Source organism: Luteimonas sp. RIT-PG2_3, from assembly GCF_054902115.1.
Map to the genome: position 1 here is coordinate 347,253 of NZ_JBUBPF010000002.1, position 19,719 is coordinate 366,971.

At 66.8% G+C, this 19,719-nt stretch carries 15 protein-coding genes; 9 read left to right on the plus strand and 6 right to left on the minus strand.

The genetic code is table 11. The features are described 5' to 3' along the window. Window positions 1-191 precede the first annotated feature (191 nt). Window positions 192-830 (plus strand): response regulator, encoded by a 639-nt coding sequence (locus ACYX7E_RS04340; protein WP_462079333.1) that lies wholly within the window; start codon window positions 192-194, stop codon window positions 828-830. Window positions 831-1,080: 250 nt separating this feature from the next. Here ACYX7E_RS04340 and ACYX7E_RS04345 read toward each other — a convergent pair whose 3' ends face one another. Then, window positions 1,081-3,735 carry a PAS-domain containing protein gene (locus ACYX7E_RS04345; protein WP_462079334.1) on the minus strand — a complete coding sequence of 885 codons (2,655 nt, stop codon included), beginning with the start codon at window positions 3,733-3,735 and terminating at the stop codon, window positions 1,081-1,083. 191 nt (window positions 3,736-3,926) lie between these two features. On the opposite strand from ACYX7E_RS04345, the gene ACYX7E_RS04350 reads away from it, so the two are divergent. From ACYX7E_RS04350 to ACYX7E_RS04365, 4 genes are all read left to right on the plus strand, one after another. Continuing rightward, window positions 3,927-5,303, plus strand: coding sequence for a dicarboxylate/amino acid:cation symporter (locus ACYX7E_RS04350; RefSeq protein ID WP_462079335.1), 1,377 nt, complete (start codon window positions 3,927-3,929; stop codon window positions 5,301-5,303). A 274-nt stretch (window positions 5,304-5,577) separates the two neighbouring features. Continuing rightward, window positions 5,578-6,621 (plus strand): alpha/beta hydrolase, encoded by a 1,044-nt coding sequence (locus tag ACYX7E_RS04355; protein WP_462079336.1) that lies wholly within the window; start codon window positions 5,578-5,580, stop codon window positions 6,619-6,621. A 123-nt stretch (window positions 6,622-6,744) separates the two neighbouring features. After that, window positions 6,745-8,265: an OprO/OprP family phosphate-selective porin gene (locus ACYX7E_RS04360; protein WP_462079337.1), complete on the plus strand. Its 1,521-nt coding sequence runs from the start codon at window positions 6,745-6,747 to the stop codon at window positions 8,263-8,265. Between the two features lie 166 nt (window positions 8,266-8,431). Next, entirely contained in the window at window positions 8,432-10,711 is a 2,280-nt protein-coding gene (locus ACYX7E_RS04365; RefSeq protein WP_462079338.1) for an NADP-dependent malic enzyme, read from the plus strand. A gap of 103 nt (window positions 10,712-10,814) precedes the next feature. On the opposite strand, the gene ACYX7E_RS04370 is transcribed toward ACYX7E_RS04365, so the two are convergent. From ACYX7E_RS04370 to ACYX7E_RS04380, 3 genes are read right to left on the minus strand one after another with little or no spacing between them, the layout of a single operon-like run. After that, complete coding sequence (locus ACYX7E_RS04370) at window positions 10,815-11,207, minus strand: response regulator (RefSeq protein ID WP_462079339.1); 393 nt, start codon at window positions 11,205-11,207, stop codon at window positions 10,815-10,817. Between the two features lie 4 nt (window positions 11,208-11,211). Further along, window positions 11,212-11,652, minus strand: coding sequence for a response regulator (locus tag ACYX7E_RS04375; protein WP_462079340.1), 441 nt, complete (start codon window positions 11,650-11,652; stop codon window positions 11,212-11,214). Then, on the minus strand, window positions 11,645-13,456 hold the full coding sequence (locus ACYX7E_RS04380; protein ID WP_462079341.1) for a sensor histidine kinase: 1,812 nt from the start codon (window positions 13,454-13,456) through the stop codon (window positions 11,645-11,647). The genes ACYX7E_RS04375 and ACYX7E_RS04380 overlap by 8 nt, the downstream gene beginning before the upstream one ends. Window positions 13,457-13,790: 334 nt before the next feature. On the opposite strand from ACYX7E_RS04380, the gene aceE reads away from it, so the two are divergent. The 4 genes from aceE (at window position 13,791) to ACYX7E_RS04400 (ending at window position 18,691) form a co-directional block, all read left to right on the plus strand. Next, the gene (gene aceE, locus ACYX7E_RS04385; RefSeq protein ID WP_462079342.1) at window positions 13,791-16,481 is read left to right on the plus strand and encodes a pyruvate dehydrogenase (acetyl-transferring), homodimeric type; all 2,691 of its coding nucleotides are present in this window, start codon (window positions 13,791-13,793) and stop codon (window positions 16,479-16,481) included. A gap of 236 nt (window positions 16,482-16,717) precedes the next feature. Then, entirely contained in the window at window positions 16,718-17,023 is a 306-nt protein-coding gene (locus tag ACYX7E_RS04390; RefSeq protein WP_462079343.1) for a hypothetical protein, read from the plus strand. Next, window positions 17,020-18,525 (plus strand): His-Xaa-Ser system radical SAM maturase HxsB, encoded by a 1,506-nt coding sequence (hxsB, locus tag ACYX7E_RS04395; protein WP_462079344.1) that lies wholly within the window; start codon window positions 17,020-17,022, stop codon window positions 18,523-18,525. The genes ACYX7E_RS04390 and hxsB overlap by 4 nt, the downstream gene beginning before the upstream one ends. Continuing rightward, on the plus strand, window positions 18,512-18,691 hold the full coding sequence (locus ACYX7E_RS04400; RefSeq protein WP_462079345.1) for a hypothetical protein: 180 nt from the start codon (window positions 18,512-18,514) through the stop codon (window positions 18,689-18,691). The genes hxsB and ACYX7E_RS04400 overlap by 14 nt, the downstream gene beginning before the upstream one ends. On the opposite strand, the gene ACYX7E_RS04405 is transcribed toward ACYX7E_RS04400, so the two are convergent. Together ACYX7E_RS04405 and ACYX7E_RS04410 are read right to left on the minus strand one after the other, a co-directional pair. Next, on the minus strand, window positions 18,674-18,898 hold the full coding sequence (locus tag ACYX7E_RS04405) for a hypothetical protein (RefSeq protein ID WP_462079346.1): 225 nt from the start codon (window positions 18,896-18,898) through the stop codon (window positions 18,674-18,676). The two genes, ACYX7E_RS04400 and ACYX7E_RS04405, sit on opposite strands and share 18 nt — an antisense overlap. Beyond that, window positions 18,895-19,590 (minus strand): transposase, encoded by a 696-nt coding sequence (locus ACYX7E_RS04410; protein ID WP_462079347.1) that lies wholly within the window; start codon window positions 19,588-19,590, stop codon window positions 18,895-18,897. The genes ACYX7E_RS04405 and ACYX7E_RS04410 overlap by 4 nt, the downstream gene beginning before the upstream one ends. Window positions 19,591-19,719: the final 129 nt, after the last annotated feature.

Here is a 19,719-nt window from a genome sequence, read left to right on the forward strand (position 1 = left end):
CGACGAGGCCCCGGAGGAGCGGGGTTGGCGGCGTGCGGAGCCGGTCCGGAGGTCATGCGCCGGCGGCTTTCAAGGAGCGGCTGGCCACGCGGCGGACGTGGTACCGAAGGCGCGCCTGCCTCCCCGGCAGCACGCGTGGCGGGATCGCGGACCGGTGCCGACATCCGGCCCCGTCGTGGCAGACTGGGGCCATGACCGGTCCCCGCATCCTCGTCGTCGACGATCACCCGCTGTTCCGCGCCGCCCTGCTGAGGGCGCTGGCGGAACTGCTGCCCGGCGCCCATGTCGCCGAAGCCGCCAGCCCGCAGGCCATGGAGCATGCGTTGCAGGTCGACCCCGCCCTCGAGCTGGTGCTGCTGGACCTGGCGATGCCGGGCGCGCGCGGCCTGTCGTCGCTGGTGCACCTGCGTGGCGAGTTTCCGGAACTGCCGGTCATCGTGATCTCGTCCAACGACCATCCGCGCACCGTGCGCCGCGTGCAGCAGTTCGGCGCCGCCGGTTTCATCTCGAAATCGGCGCCGGCCGATGCCATCGGCGATGCCCTGCGCGCCGTCCTCGACGGCGGGACCTGGTTCCCGCCGCTGACCGCCGAGCGCTCGGAAGCCGACGCGCAACTGGCGGCGCGGCTCGCGCAGCTGACCCCGCAACAGTTCCGCGTGCTGATGTGCCTGGCCGACGGCCTGCTCAATAAGCAGATCGCGCACACCCTCGGCCTGGCCGAGAACACCGTCAAGGTCCACGTGACCGCGATCTTGAAGAAACTCGAATGCCACAGCCGCACGCAGGCGGCGGTGCTGGTCAAGGCGCTGGAGCCCGACGGCGAAGTGTAAGTGCGTCATGTAGGAGCGCCGACAGGCGCGATCGGGCCGTCCATGAAGGCCCCCTCGCGCCTGTCGGCGCTCCCACAAAGGCGTGTGCTGGACGCTGTCTGCGGCCTCAGAGCTTGTGCACGATCTTGCTGCGCTTGCCATCTGGCACGCGTGCGGTGCTCGAAATGCTCATGTACCACACGTACACTGCGCTTTCTGTGCTCCGCCACGCGTCATCTGGCTGCGCTCGCGACAGATCGTGAACAGGCTCTCAGCTGCGCCGCAACAGCATCTGCGTCATCAAGGCGCGCAAGGCCGACGGCCGCACCGGCAAGCTGATGACGCCCCAGCCTTCGTCCTGCGCCAGCCGTCGACTGTCGACGTCATCGGGCGCGACCAGCAGGATGGCCTGCGGGACCTCGCCGGCAGCGCCGCTCGCCAGGCGCGCCAGCATCGCACGCAGGCGCGGATGCGCGTCCGCCAGCAACAGCTGCGGGGCCGCGTCATCGCCATCCGCATCCGCGTCCGACGTCACACGGCAGCCCCAGCGCTGCAAGAGCGCCACGGTGCTGTCGTGGCCATCCGGGTCGTCGATCAGACAGCCAACGCTGCGGCCTTCGAGCAGTGATTCGCCGGCCGCGGCCTGCCGCGAGGCAGCGCCTGCGTCGCGCCCGGCTTCGGCGGCGGCACCCGCGTCATGGCCTGCCATCGCCGGACGGACCAGCGGTACGCTGACCGCGAACACACTGCCATGGCCGACCCGGGAGCGCAGGCTGATGCGATGGCCCAGCAGCTTGGCGATGCGATCGACGATCGCCAGCCCGAGGCCGGTGCCCGGCGCGCTGCCGACGCCATCGTCGAGGCGGCGGAATTCTTCGAAGATGTCCTTGTGCCGGTTCGGTGGAATGCCGGGGCCGGTGTCGTGCACTTCGATCCGCAGGCTGTCGCCGATCCGCCGGCAGCCGAGCACGATGCGGCCCTGCGCGGTATAGCGCACCGCGTTGGACAGGAAGTTCTGCACGATCCGGCGCAGCAACGCGGCATCGCTGCGGATCCATGCGCGCGTCGCGATGTGTTCCAGTTGCAGGCCGCGCGCATGGGCAAGCACGCCGGCATCGCGCGCCAGTGTGTCCAGCATCGGTCCCAGCGGCAGGTCGCGCACGTCGGTCTGCAACGTGCCCGACTCCAGCCGCGAGATGTCGAGCAGGCTGGCCAGGATCGCGTCCTGCGCGGCCAGTGCGCCGTCGATGCTGTCGGCCAGGCCGCGGTTGTCGGGATCCTGCAGGTGGTTGCGCAGCGTCGACACGAACATCCGCGCGGCATTCAACGGTTGCAGCAGGTCGTGCACGGCGGCCGCGGCGAAGCGGCTCTTGTAGCGGTTGGCGTCCTCGGCCTCGCGCCGCGCCTGTTCCAGGTCGGCGGTCCGTTCGACGATGCGGCGCTCCAGCGCATCGGCCAGCGAGCGCAGGTCGCGCGCGGCCTGCTTGTAGCTGGTGATGTCGGTGTAGCTGGTGACAAAGCCGCCATCGGGCAGGGGATTGCCGCGGATCTCCAGCACCATGCCGTCGTCCTTCTCGCGCTCGTGCATGTGCGGCCGCCCGCTGCGCAGGTGGCCCATGCGGCGTTGGATCGCCTCCTCCACCGGGCCCGGGCCGAGCAGGCCGCGGCGCGCGTTGTGGCGGAACACGTCCTCGATCGTGCGGCCGACGCGGATCAGGTCCGGCGGGAACCGGAACAGCTCGAGATAGCGCGCGTTCCAGGCCACCAGGTTGAGGTCGGCGTCGACGATGACGATGCCCTGCGACAGATGCGCGAGGCGACGGCTGAGGCCGGTGTCGGCCTGCTGCGCCGCTTCGACCAGACCGTCCTGCGCGGTGCGCAGTTCCAGCGCGTGCTGCTGGACCAGGCTTTCCAGTTCGCGTCGGCTGCGCTGGCGCAGGCTGCCCAGGCGCATGCGCTGCTGCACGAACAGGCCCAGCAGCACCAGGGCCAGCCACAGCAGCGCCGCGGCGATCGCCGATTGCCGCGCAGCCGCGTCGGCGCCGGCAGCGTCGTGCAGCAGGTGCAGGGTCCAGCCGGGCTCGGGGAGCGGCATGTCGAGCGCCAGCCATTGCCCCGGCTGGCGCGGTTCCAGCAGCGCGCGCACGCGGGTGCCGTCGTCGAGCGTACGCAGCGTGCGTGCCAGCAGCGGCCGCAGCAGTTGCGGCGGGTACTGCCGCGTCGCGTCCAGCAGCGCGCGCGTCGCGGGATCGAGCGGCCGCAGCATGCGATAGCGCCAGCTGTCGTCGCCGGCCAGGAAGGCCACGCCGTTGTCGTCGCTGACGAACACCGTGTCCGGTCCGCGCAGCCAGTCGTACTCCAGCGCGCCCAGGCCGATCTTGATGACGATGACGCCGATGCTGGTGCCGTTGTCGCCGCGCACCGCGCGCGACAGGTAGTAGCCGGGCAGGCCGGTGGTGACGCCGACGCCGTAGAAGCGGCCTTCCCCTTCGTGCATCGCCTGCTGCACGTACGGGCGGAAGCCGTAGTTCTCACCGACGTTGCTGGCCGGGTCGCGCCAGTTGCTGGCGGCCACTGCGATGCCGGAGATGTTGATCAGCGTCAGCGTCGCCGCGCGCGTGGTCAGGCTGGCCTGTTCCAGCCGCCGGTTGAGCTGTTCGCGCATCGCCGCGTCGACCGGGCCCTGCAGCGCATCGCGCAGTTGCGGATCCAGCGCCAGCAATTGCGGCAGTGCACGATAACGACCGACCAGTTGCTCCAGCGATTGCGCATGCAGGGTCATCTGCTGCCGCGCCTGCGCGGTCTGGCGTTCGATCTCTCGCGCATAGGCCCATTGCCAGGCCAGCCACGCGCAGACCAGCAGTCCGGCCACCGCGATCACGGTGGCCGACACGATCGGCAGCAGGCGGCGGCGTGAAGGCATCATCGCCGCAGTGTAATGGGACCTTCACGCAGGCGGGTGCAGGCGTGAAGGCGCGTCGCGGGCCCATTCGACCGCAACTCTTCTCGTTCGCTGCATTTTTGGCCGCATAACCCCTATGCGTTATCGGAAATCCGCCCGGGGCTTGGTACAACATGCCACCTCCGGACGTCCGGTGTGCCACCCAGGATCCACTGATGCAGCTGCACATGCCTCCCGCCGATGCCCAGATCGCTGCCGCCCCCGTGTCCCTGCCGTGGTATCGGCAGTTGTACGTGCAGGTGCTGGTCGCGATCACCGCCGGCATCCTGCTTGGCCACTTCGAACCGGCCATCGGCGAGCAGCTCAAGCCGCTGGGCGACGGCTTCATCAAGCTGGTCAAGATGATCATCGCGCCGGTGATCTTCCTGACCATCGTTACCGGCGTGGCCGGCATGAAGCAGCTGTCCAGCGTCGGCCGCGTGTTTGGCAAGGCGATGGCGTACTTCCTGTTCTTCTCGACGCTGGCGCTGGTCATCGGCATGGTCGTCGCGCACGTGGTGCAGCCCGGCGCCGGCATGAACATCGACCCGGCCACGCTGGATGTCTCCAAGGTCACCGAGTACACCAAGAAGGCGCACGACCTGACGCTGACCGGCTTCCTGCTCGACATCATCCCCGACACGCTGGTCAGCGCGTTCACCTCCGGCAACATCATGCAGGTGCTGCTGGTCGCGGTGCTGTTCGGCATCTCGCTGGCGATGGTCGGCGACTACGGCGCGCCGGTGCTGTCGTTCCTGGAAGCGCTGACGCTGCCGGTGTTCAAGCTCGTCCACCTGCTGATGCGCGCCGCGCCGATCGGCGCCTTCGGCGCGATGGCCTTCACGATCGGCAAGTACGGACTGTCGTCGCTGGTCAACCTGGCCTGGCTGGTCGGCACGTTCTACATCACGTCACTACTGTTCGTGCTGGTCGTGCTCGGGTTGGTGGCGCGCATGTGCGGCTTCTCCATCCTCAAGCTGATCCGCTACCTCAAGGCCGAACTGCTGCTGGTGCTGGGCACGTCGTCGTCGGAGTCGGCGCTGCCGTCGCTGATGGAAAAGATGGAGAAGGCCGGTTGCCGCAAGTCGGTGGTCGGCCTGGTCGTACCGACCGGCTACTCGTTCAACCTCGACGGCACCAACATCTACATGACCCTGGCCGCGTTGTTCATCGCGCAGGCCACCAATGTCGACCTGACCCTGGGCCAGCAGGTCACGCTGCTGCTGGTGGCGGTGCTGAGCTCCAAGGGCGCAGCCGGCGTCACCGGCGCTGGTTTCATCACGCTGGCGGCCACGCTGTCGGTGGTGCCGACCGTGCCGGTGGCGGGCATGGCGCTGATCCTCGGCGTCGACCGCTTCATGAGCGAATGCCGCTCGCTGACCAACTTCATCGGCAATGCCGTGGCGACCGTCGTGGTGTCGCGCTGGGAGAACGCGCTCGACCGCGACCAGTTGGCGCGCGTGCTCGATGGTCATGCGCCGCTGGAGAAGGTACCGGCCGTCGCCCCGGTCGACGTACTGGCCACCGATCCGGTCGCAGGTCCGCGCGCCTGAGTCGGCGCCAGCGCCTCCACGCGGCAGCGCGCCCGGCAAGAACGCACGAAGACAGCCGGGCAAGCACAGGAATTTTCTGAAAGACCCCGCGTCAACAAGAACAACAACAAGTCACACAACAACAAGAAGCGCCACCGCAACGGTTTTTCGCAAGCAGCTTCGCCAGAACAGCAGCACCAGAACAGCAAGACCAAAACAGCAACATCAAAACAGCAACATCAAAACAGCACGACCGACACGCGATACCGGCAAGACTTCACCAGGGAGATCCAACATGAGTTCCACCCTCAAACGCGCCAGCCGCTGGCTGGCCGTGCTGGCGTTCTGCGCCTGCGCGTTTCCCGCACTCGCCCAGCAGGGCAGTGTGCAGATGATGCCGCTGTGGCCCGACGGCCACCTGCCCAGGGTCGTCCAGGGCCCCGAAGTGGTCGGCAACGAGAGTGCTTCGATGGGCGCGGTCAGCCGCGTCTCCGAACCACGCATGGAGATCCACCGTCCTGCGCATCCCAATGGCAGCGCCGTGCTGATCCTCGGCGGCGGTGGCTATTTCCGTATCCAGGTCGGCACGGCTGCACGTCCGATGGCGCAGTGGCTGGCCTCGCTCGGTGTGACCAGCGCGGTGCTGTACTACCGCATGCCGGCCGATGGCTGGCCGGCCTCGGCACCGTTCGCCGATGGCCAGCGTGCGCTGCGCCTGCTGCGGGCGCATGCCGGTGAACTCGGCATCGATCCGGCCCGCATCGGCGTCATGGGCTCGTCCGCCGGCGCCAACCTCGGCGGCATCCTGGCCACGCGCTTCGACCACGACTTCTACCCGGCACTCGATGCCGCCGACCAGCAATCGTCGAAGCCGGCCTTCCTGGCGATGCTGTATCCGGTGGTCACGCTGCGCGCGCCGTACGACACCACGCGCACGCGTCGCGAACTCGGCACCCAGGCCGATGCCGTCGAGGCCTACTCGGTGGAATCGCATGTGCGTCCGGATATGCCGCCGGTGTTCCTGGTGCATGCCGCCGACGATCCGATCGCCGACGTCGGCCACAGCCTGGCGATGTACCAGGCCGCGCGCAGCCACAAGGTACCGGTGGAGATGCACCTGTTCGAACGCGGCGGACACAGCTGGGGGCTGGGCCGGCCCGGCACCCAGGTCGCGCAGTGGCCGCGGCTGTTCGCGACCTGGGCGCGCCTGCATGGCGTGCTCGGTCCCGCGACCGGCCTGCAGCCGCTGACCGGGCAGCCCGCGACGACAACCGCACTGCCGCTGCCCGTCGCTGCCCCGGCCGAAGACGATGCCGACACCGAGGACGAAGGCGACTGAACCCGGCAGGCCGACCACGCCGCGCGCGAGACACCACGCCGGCACGCCTTTTGCCAACGACATGCCTGCCAAACACAGGCGCGCCAAACACAGGCCCGTCCTGCACACATTCCGGAGACTGACATGACACATTCCCATTCCCGCGCGCTGGCCGCCAGCGTGCTGCTCGGACTGGCCACCTTGCCGGCCCTGGCCGCCGACACCGCATCCGACGCCGAACTGCGCGAACTGATCCGCCTGCAATCGGAACAATTGCAACAACAGGCCGCGCAATTGCAGGCCCTGAGCCAGCGCCTGGCGGCGATCGAAGGGGGCGCAGCCGCGTCGAACGCCGCCAGTCCTGCATCCGTTGCCGCTGCAACCAACGGCCTCGATGCCGAGGCCCGGTCGAAGGCCGACGTGGACGCGCAGGTGGCCGCCGCCATCGCCGACACCCGTGCCGACGACCTCGCGATCCTGCAGGCCCAGGTCGCACAGCTGGCGGCCGGCGGCGGCAGTGGCGGCGGCAACACCAGCTGGCGCCGCGGCGGCCCCGAACTGCGCAACGGCGATCGCAGCTTCACCTTCCATCCGCGCGGCCGGATCATGGCCGACTTCTCGTCGACCCGCGGCTCGCGTTTCGACGCCCGCAACATCGGCGGCACCGAGATGCGCCAGGTGCGCCTCGGCGCCGAGGGCAGCATGGGCCCGCTGGGCTACAAGATCGACGCGGAGCTGGCCGACAACGCCGTCAGCATCAAGGATGCCTACCTGTCGTGGGATACCCGCCTGGGCAACCTGCCGGCCGAGTTCTACGTCGGCAACAAGCTCAAGGACCGCAGCATCGACGGCTCGACCACGCTGACCCGTACGCCCTTCATGGAGCGCAACGCGGTCGCCTCGGTGGGCTCGCCCAACAGCGGCTACTTCGGCATGGGCGGGCAGATGAAGCTGGTCGGCCAGAACTGGCATTACAGCCTCGGCCTGACCGGCGACGACATCGGCAACGACGGCGCCCAGAGCGACTCGCTGACCTGGACCACGCGCGCCCACTGGAATCCGATCAAGCGTCCGGCCGGCTTCCTGCATGTCGGCGGCTGGCTGGTCTATGAGGACTTCGGCGCCGATGTCGCCAGCATCAACAAGACCCCGCGCATCGCATCGAGCTTCAACGACAACATCCGCGTCTCCGCGAGTTCGATCGCCAATGTCACCCGCGAGCAGATCTGGGGCGCCGAGCTGGGCGGCACCTGGCGCAACTTCTGGGCCTTCGGCGAACACGCCCGCCGCACCATCCGCTCGCGCACCGTCGGCGAGATCGACCAGGAGGCCACCTCGCTCTATGCCGGCTGGCTGATCACCGGCGAGAAGTCCGGCTTCAGCGCCCGCTCCGGCGTCTGGGGCACCACCCGGGTCGCGCGGCCGGTCACCGATGGCGGCATCGGCGCGTGGGAACTGGCGACCCGCTACGACAAGTTCGACTTTACCGACGCCGCCCGCGGCGGCGAGGGCGATGCCTGGACCCTCGGCGTTAACTGGTATCTGAACAACTGGTCGCGGCTGATGCTCAACTACGTGCACTGGACCACCGACAACCAGGTCGGCGCCTACCAGGGCCGCGACAGCGGCAACACCGTCAATGTGCGTGCCCAGGTCGTGTTCTAAGCATGTCCGCGATCGTGCCCGCCTGATCCATACCCGACCGAACGTCCATGCGCGACGGCACGCACTGCTGCGCATGGGCTTTCCGGTTCCGCTTTCTGCCGCCCGCACCGCGCGCGGCAGGGGTAGAATCGAAACCCACCGCGCTGCTGAAAGTACCCGTGACCTGATGTCGAACAACGATGAATTCCGCAAGGCCGCACTCGACTACCACCGGCTGTCCCCGCCCGGAAAAATCAGGGTCACCGCGACCAAGGCCATGCTCACGCAGCGCGATCTGGCGCTGGCCTATTCGCCCGGCGTCGCGTTCGCCTGCGAGGAGATCGTCGCCGACCCGCGCACGGCCAGCGAGCTGACCGCACGCGGCAACCTGGTCGCGGTCATCAGCAACGGCACCGCCGTGCTCGGTCTGGGCAACATCGGCCCGCTGGCCTCCAAGCCGGTCATGGAAGGCAAGGGCGTGCTGTTCCAGAAGTTCGCCGGCATCGATGTGTTCGACATCGAGATCGACGAGAACGACCCCGACAAGCTGGTCGACATCATCGCCTCGCTGGAGCCGACCTTCGGCGGCATCAACCTCGAGGACATCAAGGCCCCCGAGTGCTTCATCGTCGAGCGCAAGCTGCGCGAGCGCATGAAGATCCCGGTCTTCCATGACGACCAGCACGGCACCGCGATCATCGTCGGCGCCGCGGTCCTCAACGCGCTGGAAGTGGCCGGCAAGGACATCGGCGACGTGCGCCTGGCCACCACCGGTGCCGGTGCCGCCGGCATCGCCTGCCTGGACATGCTGGTCGCGCTGGGCCTGAAGCCCGAGAACATCCTGGCCTTCGACCGCGAAGGCGTGATCCACGCCGACCGCCCCAACCTCGACCCCGACAAGGCCCGTTACGCGCGCAAGACCGACAAGCGTTCGCTGGCCGAGATCGTCGACGGCGCCGACGTGTTCCTGGGCCTGTCGGCCGGCGGCATCCTCAAGCCCGAGATGGTCGCCACGATGGCCGAGCGTCCGGTGATCCTGGCGCTGGCCAACCCGTACCCGGAAATCCTGCCCGAGGACGCCAAGCGCGTGCGCCCGGACTGCATCATCGCGACCGGCCGCTCGGATTACCCCAACCAGGTCAACAACGCGGTCTGCTTCCCGTACATCTTCCGTGGCGCGCTCGACGTCGGCGCGACCGGCATCAACGAAGCGATGAAGCTGGCCTGCGTGCGCGCGATCGCGACCCTTGCCAAGAGCGAGTCCAGTGACCTGGGCAGCGCCTATGGCGGCGACGTGCCGACCTTCGGTCCCGAATACATCATCCCGCGTCCGTTCGACCCGCGCCTGCTGGTCATGCTGGCGCCCTGCGTGGCGCAGGCCGCGATGGACTCGGGCATCGCCCAGCGTCCGATCGAGGACATGCGCGCCTACCGCGAGAAGCTGGCGCAGTTCATCCACCGCACCGGCCTGGTGATGAAGCCGATCTACGAGCGCGCACGCGCCGACCGCCAGCGCGTGGTCTACGCCGAGGGCGAGGAAGAGACCGTGCTGCGCGCCGTGCAGACCGTGGTCGATGAAGGCCTGGCGCATCCGATCCTGATCGGTCGCCCCGAGGTCATCGAATCGCGCATCCAGCGCCTGGGCCTGCGCCTGCGCGCCGGTGTCGATTTCGAACTGACCAACCTGCTCGACGACCCGCGCTTCAACGATTACTGGCAGCACTACCACCAGCTGACCGAGCGCCGCGGCGTGACCCCGGACTCGGCGAAGACGCTGATCCGCTCGCGGCCCACGCTGATCGCCGCGATCATGGTCGAGCGCGGCGAAGCCGACGCGATGATCACCGGCCTGGTCGGCCGCTTCCACAAGAAGCTCGGCTACCTGCGCAGCGTGTTCTCGCTGGACCCGGGCGTGCAGAGCACCTCGGCGATGACCGGCGTGGTCAACGAGCAGGGCATGTGGTTCTTCGTCGACACCCACGTCCAGCCCGACCCGACCGCCGAGCAGATCGCCGACAGCACCATCCAGGCGGCGTTCCGGCTGAAGTTGTTCGGCATCGATCCCAAGATCGCCCTACTGTCGCATTCCAACTTCGGCAGCCACGACGACGCCAGCGCCCGCAAGATGCGCCAGGTCCGCGAGATCCTGGCCAAGCGCATGCCCAAGCTGGAAGTCGACGGCGAGATGATGGCCGACACCGCCTGGGATGAAGACCTGCGCCGGCGCATGTTCCCCAATACCAGCCTGACCGGGCGCGCGAACCTGTTCGTGATGCCCAACCTCGATGCCGCCAACATCACCTACAACATGATCCGGGTGATGACCAACGGCGTTGCGCTGGGCCCGATCCTGATGGGCATCAACAAGCCGGCGCACGTGCTGACGCCTGCGGCCACTCCGCGTCGCGTCATCAACATGACGGCCATCGCGGCGGTGGAGTCGCAGTTGCGGAAGCAGCGTAGCTGAGGGCCAGTGGGGACATGCCGGGTACGTGGTGACGAACGCGTCGCCACGCGCCCGGGCAATGATGGGCCGTTATCCTGTGGGAGCGGCCACGGCCGCGAAACCGCTAGACCTTCAACAGCTTCCGCGCCACCTCGGCGATCCGTTCCGGCTCATCCTTCAGGACCAGCGCATCGGCCGGCGGCGGGACCTGGCCGGCCAGCAGCGCGCCGGTCAGCACCACGACCGGCAGCTCCGGTCGGAACGCGCGCACCATGTCCAGCGCCTCGTCGCCGGAGAAGCCCGGCAGGTTGAGGTCGGACAGCACCAGGTGCGGGTCGAATCCCGACAATGCATCGCGCAGCCCCGGGGCGTTGTCCACGCGCAGGACATCCACGTCCAGCGCTGCATCGTCGCGCAGCGTGAACTCGGTCAGCTCGGCGTCGACGACCGAATCGTCGACGATCAGCACCCGCCAGCGTTGCGACGCGGCATCGGCACCGCTTTCGGGCTTGGGCACGGGATCAGTCTGCGCCGGGCACTTCGTTGAGCACGGCCCAGAACCGGCCGAGCGTGCGGATCGCCTCGAAGAACTGGTCCACGTCCACCGGCTTGACCACATAGGCGTTGACGCCCAGGTCCCAGCTGCGCGCCAGGTCGCTTTCCTCGCGCGACGACGACAGGATCACCACCGGGATGCGCTTGAACGCTTCCTCGTCGCGCATCCGCTGCAACACTTCCAGCCCGTCCATGCGGGTCATCTTGATGTCCAGCAGCAGCACCGCCGGGTTGCCTTCCGGACGGCCGGCGAACTGGCCGCGACGGTACAGGTAGTCCAGCGCATCGACGCCGTCCTCGACGTGCACGATCGGGTTGGCCAAGTGGGCCTCGCGCAGCGCATCGATGGCCATCTCGGCATCGTGCGGATTGTCTTCGGCCAGCAGGATGGTGCGCAGCTCACTCATTGGGCTTGGATCCTTGGTTGCTGCCAACCTCGCCGGGGGCGGGCAACGTGAAATGGAAGGTGGCGCCTTGGCCGAGTTCGGCCTCCGCACGGATCTGTCCGCCGTGGCGGCCCAGCACGCGACGCACGCTGGCCAACCCCACGCCGGTACCCGGGAACTCGCTGGGCGAGTGCAGGCGCTGGAAGACGCCGAACAGTTTGCCTGCGTACTGCATGTCGAATCCAGCGCCATTGTCGCGGACGGTGAACTCGTGGCCACCGCCCTCCAGCGTCCGGCAGGTGACCTCGATCTCCGCCGGCTCGCGGTTGCTGCTGTACTTGACCGCGTTGCCCAGCAGGTTCTGCCAGACCTGGCGCAGCATGTTCTCGTCGCCGACGACCACCGGCAACGGTTGTATACGCCAATGGATGTGATGGCCGGGTTGCTCGCTGGAACTGGCGCTGTCCAGCATCGCCCGGGTCTCGGCCACCAGCGACTGCATGTCCACGCCCTGCAGGCGCAGCGCGCTGCGGCCCAGGCGCGAGTACACCAGCAGGTCGTCGATCAGTGCCGACATCCGCTTGGCCGACGTCGCGATCACGCCCAGGTAGTGCGTGCTCTTGTCGTCCAGGCCGTCGCCCAGGTGTCGGCCCAGCTTGTCGGCAAAGCCGGCGATGTGCCGCAGCGGCGCGCGCAGGTCGTGCGAGACCGAGTAGCTGAAGGCCTCCAGTTCGCGGTTGACGTCCGAGACCTGCTCCACCTTGCCCTGCAGCTGCTGGTTCAGCTCCCGCACCTGGCGCTCGTTGATCGCCTGTGCGGTGATGTCGGATGCGGTGACCAGCGCGACCTCCTCGTCGCGGTCCGGCAGCGGCATCCGCCGTGCATTGATCAGCATCGTGCGCTCGGCGCCGTCGGCGCTGCGCTGCAGCTGCTGGTAGTCCCACAGCTCGCGGTCGCGTGCCAGTACGTCGTGCAGGCGCCGCAGCGTCTCCGCATGGTCCCAGGCGCCATCGCCGATCTGCGCCAGCGGCTGGCCGCGCATGTCGCCCTCGACGCCATAGAGTTCGGCGAACGCGGCGTTGTGCATGACGATCCGCTGCTCGCCGTCGACCAGTACGATCGGCTCGCGCACGGTGTCGAGCACCGCGGCGGCGCGATGGCTCGCGCGCTGCGCATGGCCCTCGGCCTCCTGGCGGCGCCCCCACTGGCGGCGGGCGAACCAGCCGGCACCGCCCAGCAGCGCCAACTGCGCCACCATCGCCACCCAGGCGGTGATCGTCGCGTACAGGCTGGTACGGTCGGCGCGTACCACGCGCTCCTCCAGCAGCAACTGTTCTTCCTTCAGGAACCCGTCGATCAGGCGATGCACGGGGTACAGCCGGATCATGTCGTCGATCTCTTCGTCGCCGGCCTTGCCGTGCTTGGCAATGACGCCCATCGCCCGCGCCGTGCGCTCCTCGACATGGCTGCGCAGCGCGCCCAGCCGGACCTGCTGGTCCGGGTTGTCGCGGGTCAGCTCCAGCACCCGCTCCAGGTTGGGCTGCACCCGCGCATGCGCCTGCTGGATGCGTTCCTGCAGCAGTGGGCTGTCGATACCGCGCGTCAGCGTCAGCGCCGCGGCCTCGAGGCTGCGGGTGTCGGCCGCGATCCACAGCATCCGCGACTCGACCTCGCGGCTGTGCTTGACCGCCCGCGAGGCCTCCTCGGCTTCCAGCGTGGTCCAGCGGATGAACAGGAACGGGGCGATGACGATCGCGGCGATCGCCAGGGCCATCGCCGGCCATTGCCAACGCGCGGACAGGAAGGTGGGCAGGGACGGGGGCATCGGCTCGGATCGGATCCTGGGACGGTGGACCGGGCGATGCTGCGGGAAAGGCCGGTCGATAAGCAACCTGCCGTTGAAATCGGCCGCGCTCACCATCCGTATTCGACCAAGGTCGTAGCCCCCGCGCAGGCTTGCCGGCAGCTGCCGGCGGCTTGTCCCCCGACCTGTTCCGTGCTGTCGCGGGACATCGTGTTTGTTGCGGTGCAGCAAGTGCATTCGAGCCGTCTCACGCGCAATGAAGAACGCGTCGCGCCTGCTAGAATCCGGGCTCTAATTCGATATTCACTAACTCAAGATTCGCTATTTCAGAAGCGATGCGGTTGACGGAGCAGGCATGAACTGGTTGAACGACGTACTACAGAACGACCCCAATCCCACCGAGACCCGCGAGTGGATTGAATCGCTGAAGGCGGTCATCGACGCCGGCGGTCCCGAGCGCGCCCACCAGCTGCTCGAGAACATGGTCGAACTGACCCGTCGCGCCGGCGCCCACCTGCCGTTCGCGCCGACCACCGAGTACGTCAACACCATCCCCGCGCACCTTGAGCCCAAGTTCCCGGGCGACCAGACGCTGGAATGGCGCATCCGCTCGATCATCCGCTGGAACGCGATGGCCATGGTCGTCCGTGCCAACCGCAAGCCCGGCGACCTCGGCGGCCACATCGCCAGCTTCGCCTCCAGCGCTACCCTCTACGACGTCGGCTTCAACCACTTCTGGCGCGGCCAGGATGGCGACCACCCGGGCGACCTGCTGTACATCCAGGGCCACGGCTCGCCGGGCGTCTACGCCCGCGCCTTCCTCGAAGGCCGCATCAGCGAATCGCAGATCGACAACTTCCGCATGGAAGTCGACGGCCGCGGCCTGTCCTCGTACCCGCATCCCTGGCTGATGCCGGACTTCTGGCAGACCCCCACCGTGTCGATGGGCCTGGGCCCGATCGCAGCGATCTACCAGGCGCGCAACTGGAAGTACCTCGAATCGCGCGGCCTGATGCCCAAGTCCGACCGCAAGGTCTGGTGCTTCATGGGCGACGGCGAGACCGACGAGCCCGAGAGCCTGGGCGCGATCTCGGTCGCCGGCCGCGAAGGCCTCGACAACCTGGTCTTCGTCATCAACTGCAACCTGCAGCGCCTCGACGGCCCGGTGCGCGGCAACGGCAAGATCATCCAAGAGCTCGAGGGCGCCTTCCGCGGCGCCGGCTGGAACGTCATCAAGAACATCTGGGGCAGCTACTGGGATCCGCTGCTCGCACGCGACACCCAGGGCATCCTGAAGAAGCTGATGATGGAAACCGTCGACGGCGAGTACCAGAACTGCAAGGCCTTCGGCGGCGCCTACACCCGCGAGAATTTCTTCGGCAAGTATCCCGAGACCGCCGCGATGGTCGCCAGCCTGTCCGACGAGGACATCTGGCGCCTCAACCGTGGCGGCCACGACCCGCGCAAGGTCTACGCCTCCTACCAGAACGCCGTCGAGACCAAGGGCCAACCGACCGTCATCCTGGCCAAGACCGTCAAGGGCTACGGCATGGGCAGCGCCGGCGAAGCGCTGAACCCGACCCACAACACCAAGAAGCTCGCCGACGACGACGTCCGCGCGTTCCGCGACCGCTTCAAGATCCCGCTCGACGACGAGCAGCTCAAGGACGGCGCGGTGCCGTTCTACCACCCGGGCGAGAAGTCCGACGAAGTGCAGTACATGCGCGAGCGTCGCGAACAGCTCAAGGGCTTCCTGCCCAAGCGCCGCGTCAAGAGCACCGAGACCCTGACCGCGCCCAAGCTCGAAGTCTTCGACCGCCTGCTCAAGAGCACCGGCGAGCGCGAGATGTCGACCACCATGTCGTTCGTGCAGGCCCTCAACATCGCCCTGCGCGACAAGCAGGTCGGCCCGCGCATCGTCCCGATCGTTGCCGACGAAGCCCGCACCTTCGGCATGGAAGGCCTGTTCCGCCAGATCGGCATCTACGCCCCCGAAGGCCAGAAGTACAAGCCGGTGGATCGCGACCAGCTGATGTACTACCGCGAAGACACCACCGGCCAGGTGCTGCAGGAAGGCATCTCCGAAGCCGGCGCGTTCGCGTCCTGGATGGCGGCTGCGACCAGCTACAGCACCAACGACCTGCCGATGCTGCCGTTTTTCATCTACTACTCCATGTTCGGCTTCCAGCGCGTCGGCGACGCCGCCTGGCAGGCCGCGGACATGCGCGCGCGCGGCTTCCTGCTCGGCGGCACGGCCGGCCGCACCACGCTCAACGGCGAAGGCCTGCAGCATGAAGACGGCCACAGCCACCTGCTGGCCGGCGCCATCCCCAACTGCCGCAGCTACGACCCCACCTTCGGCTACGAAGTCACCGTGATCCTGCAGTACGGCATGCAGCGCATGCTCGACGAACAGCAGGACGAGTACTTCTACCTGACCCTGATGAACGAGAACTACAGCCACCCGGACATGCCCGAAGGCGCGGCCGAGGGCATCATCAAGGGCATGTACCTGCTCAAGGACGCCGGCAAGCCCAAGAAGGGCGAATTGCGCGTGCAGCTGCTGGGCTCGGGCACCATCCTGCGCGAAGCCATCGCCGCCGCCGAACTGCTGGACAAGGACTTTGGCGTCACCGCCGACATCTGGTCCTGCCCCAGCTTCAATGAGCTACGTCGCGATGGCTTCGACGCCGAGCGTTACAACCGCTTCAACCCCGAAGCCAAGAAGCCGCGCAAGGCCTACGTCACCGAACTGCTGGAAGGCCGCCAGGGCCCGGTCGTCGCCGCCACCGACTACGTCCGCGCCTTCGCCGAACAGATCCGCCCGTTCGTCCCGGCCACGTACACCGTGCTGGGCACCGACGGCTTCGGCCGCTCGGACACCCGCGCCAACCTGCGCCGCCACTTCGAAGTCGACCGCTATTACATCGCTCACGCCGCGATCGACGCCCTCGCAAAGGACGGCAAGATGACGGTCAAGGATGCTGCCAGGGCGATCAAGCTGTACAAGCTGGATCAGGAGAAGCCGAATCCGGTTGGGGTTTGATGCAACCGTAACGGTCATCCCCTCTCCCGCGTGCGGGAGAGGGTGCCGAAGGCGGGTGAGGGAAAGCAGAAGGCGGCCATTGGCCGCCTTTTGCATATTTGTCATAGGAAATGCGCCCATCCTAAGGTTCGGTAGCGCCTACGCTGCATTTTTGCTTTGATCCAAGCCACTTGCATCCAGAAGATCGGGAGCGCAAAGTGTTTTTTGCCGCGGGGGCGGCAGGGGGGAAGTGATCGATGAAGGGTTCTACGATCTGGTTTGATCGTCTTCTGTTCAACGAAGACGTTATCTCGCGGGCGGCGCACCGCTACACGAATTTCTTCCACGTGGATTTCTGCACCAATGCGCATGAGGTCGGGGTTGTGCTGACCGTGCGCGAAGGTGTGGAACGGCCTGCCGACCTCGAGGCCCGGTTCCGCGACGATGCGCTTGACGAGCGGCTGCGCGAGTCAGTGCGTCAAGAAACTCAAAGCATTCATACCGAGCTGATCCGTGCAGCACTTCGCGAAGCCCATCCCCGGGTTGCGGAAGCCGAGCGGTGAAGTTCCGGCCCCCCGAGACTTTCGCAGCCTCCAGGCAAGGTTATCGACTGCTTCCGCTTCGCTTTCGTCGTCTGCCATGGGATCGGCAGCGGGTGTTCGTATCCTCCCTGGCGGGGGATTGGATCATCATGCAGCGCGATGCGTTCGAGAGATTCGTGGGGCATGAGCTGGCGGCAGACGGTCCATTGCTGGCCGATCTGCAGGCACGCCACCTGGCAGTGGTGGACGTGCAGCGCAGCTCACTGGCACCGCTGCTGAGCCAATATCGGACGCGCAAGTCCTACCTGTTGAGTGGCCCTGCACTCCATATCTTCGTGGTCTCCCTGCGATGCCATCACACTTGCAACTACTGCCAGGTCTCCCGGCAGCAAACAGCGGCCACCGCTTTCGATATGGCGAGCGATGCCGCCGCTCTCGCAGTCGATCGGCTTTTCGAATGGCCTTCGCAAGAGCTGACCATCGAGTTTCAAGGCGGTGAACCCCTTCTCCACTTCGAGCGCGTCCAGACGATCACCAAACGCATCGTCTCGCGCAACGCGACGGAAAAGCGGAGCTTGCGGTTCGTGCTGGCATCCACCCTCCACGACCTGACCGATGAGCAACTCGGGTTCTTCCAAGAGCACAGGTTCAAACTGTCGACCTCTTTGGATGGACCGGAATGGCTGCACAACGCCAACCGACCACGTCCAGAACGTGACAGCTATCGCCGTACCGTGGAGGGCATCGAGCGTGGGCGAGCAGCCTTGGGTGACGACGCCGTCTCCGCCTTGACCACATTGACCAAGCGCAGCCTGGAAGTTCCCCAGGCCATCATCGATGAGTATCGCAAGCTCGGGCTGCACGCTATCTCGCTGCGACCCTTGAGCCCCTACGGCTTCGCGGCACGGACAAAGGAGCGCAACGGCTACTCCACCGAGGCCTTCCTCTCGTTCTATGCGAAAGCGATCGATCACCTCATTGCGTTAAATCGTACTGGTTACAGCATGGACGAGACCTTCGCCAGCCTGTTGCTATCGCAATTGCTTGGGCCGTTCGGTCACGGATACGTGGATCTGCGATCTCCGACGGGTGCCGGCTTTGGTGCGGTCATTTATGACTATGACGGCCAGGTCTACCCGTCCGATGAAGCCCGCATGCTTGCTGCAATGGGTGACACCAGGTTCGTGCTGGGCCACGTGGGTCAGCCGGTCGACCAATGGCTTGCCTCGCCCGCCATGAAACGGCTGATGGCAGCGGGTGTGGCGGAAGCGCTACCCACATGCAGCGACTGCGCCTACGTACCGATGTGCGGTGCGGACCCCATCGAGCACTACGCCCGCCAAGGCGATGAGATCGGTCACCGTCCGACCAGCGATTTCTGCAAGCGCCAGATGGGTTTGTTCGATCTTTTGATACAGCGCTACGAGCGTGGAGATCAACAGGATCGCGAGGTTCTCGAAGGATGGGCATTCGGCACAGGCACTGCCGAGCCGGAGCAGGAGGCGCTCGATGCTGCCGCTTGAGACCAAAGCCACCATTGCAGGCCTCTCGCGACCCATGCTGCTCAAGCTCGCCGGGCTTGCCGAAATCGCTGAGGCAAAGCTCCCATTCGAGCGCATGGCCCTCGACCTGCGCGCACTACCGCCTGATGCGGGAAGAATGGGGTCAGGTTCATTTTCCAACAGATGACTTGGGTCTCCCGCGCAGCTGGATCTCCATGCTGTGGCCGATGACTGCCTCGATCCGGCTGTGGAAGCGGTCATTGCCGAATGCCTTGCTCTGGCGGGCATGGTCATCGGAAGAAGTGACCAGGCGCTTCGCCAGCTTTAGAATGGATGCGTGAGCAGGAAAATCACCGGAACCAGCAAGTTCCTCAAGAAAAGGGGTCAGGTTCATTTTTCAACAGATGACTTGGGCCTCCCGCGCGACCGGATCTCCATGCTGCGGCCGATGAGTGCTTCGATTCTGCTGCGGAAGCGGTCGTTGCCGAATGCCTTGTTCTGGCGGGTATGGCTGCGCAGTGCGTCGGCATCGGTCGGTTCCAGAGTCGCCTTGAACAGTTCACGATAGGCCGCCTGCCGGGTGCCGGCATCGGTACCCAGCGACAGATAGCGAGGATGTGGTGTTATCCCGTTGTCCCGTTCGCCTAATGCGTTACATCGATGGCTCGACCATCGGTAGTCGCCGGGCTCGGCCACCATGCAGGCCCGCGTCGGATTGAGTTCGATGTAGCGATAACAAGTGAGCAAGTAGGTGTCGCTGTCGACCAGTGCGGACTTGAACCGGCCTTCCCAAAGTGTGCCGGTGCGCCAATAGCGAGCGTTGAAGGCGCCGACGTAACGGCGTCCGATGGCCTGCATCATGCGCGACGCACCACCCGGTGCATCCGGTGTGAGCAGCAGGTGGACGTGATTGGTCATCAGCACATAGGCATGCAAGGCGCAGCCGTGCTTGTGCGCGGCTTCGCGCAATTCCTGCCGGTAGCGCAGGTAGTCGGCGTTGTCGGCGAAGCAGGGCTGCCGGTCGTTGCCCCGTTGCACGATGTGCTGGGGAATGCCGGGGAGGTCGAGTCTGGGTAGGCGTGCCATGTCGCATCCATGCGAGTGGGTCCTTGATGATGGCTCACGGGCCTGAGGAGGTACGTCGGGGAAGATTGCGCTGTGGGGTAGGAGAAAATGAACCTGACCCCATTCCGCCTGCGCTGGGCAGCCGATCCG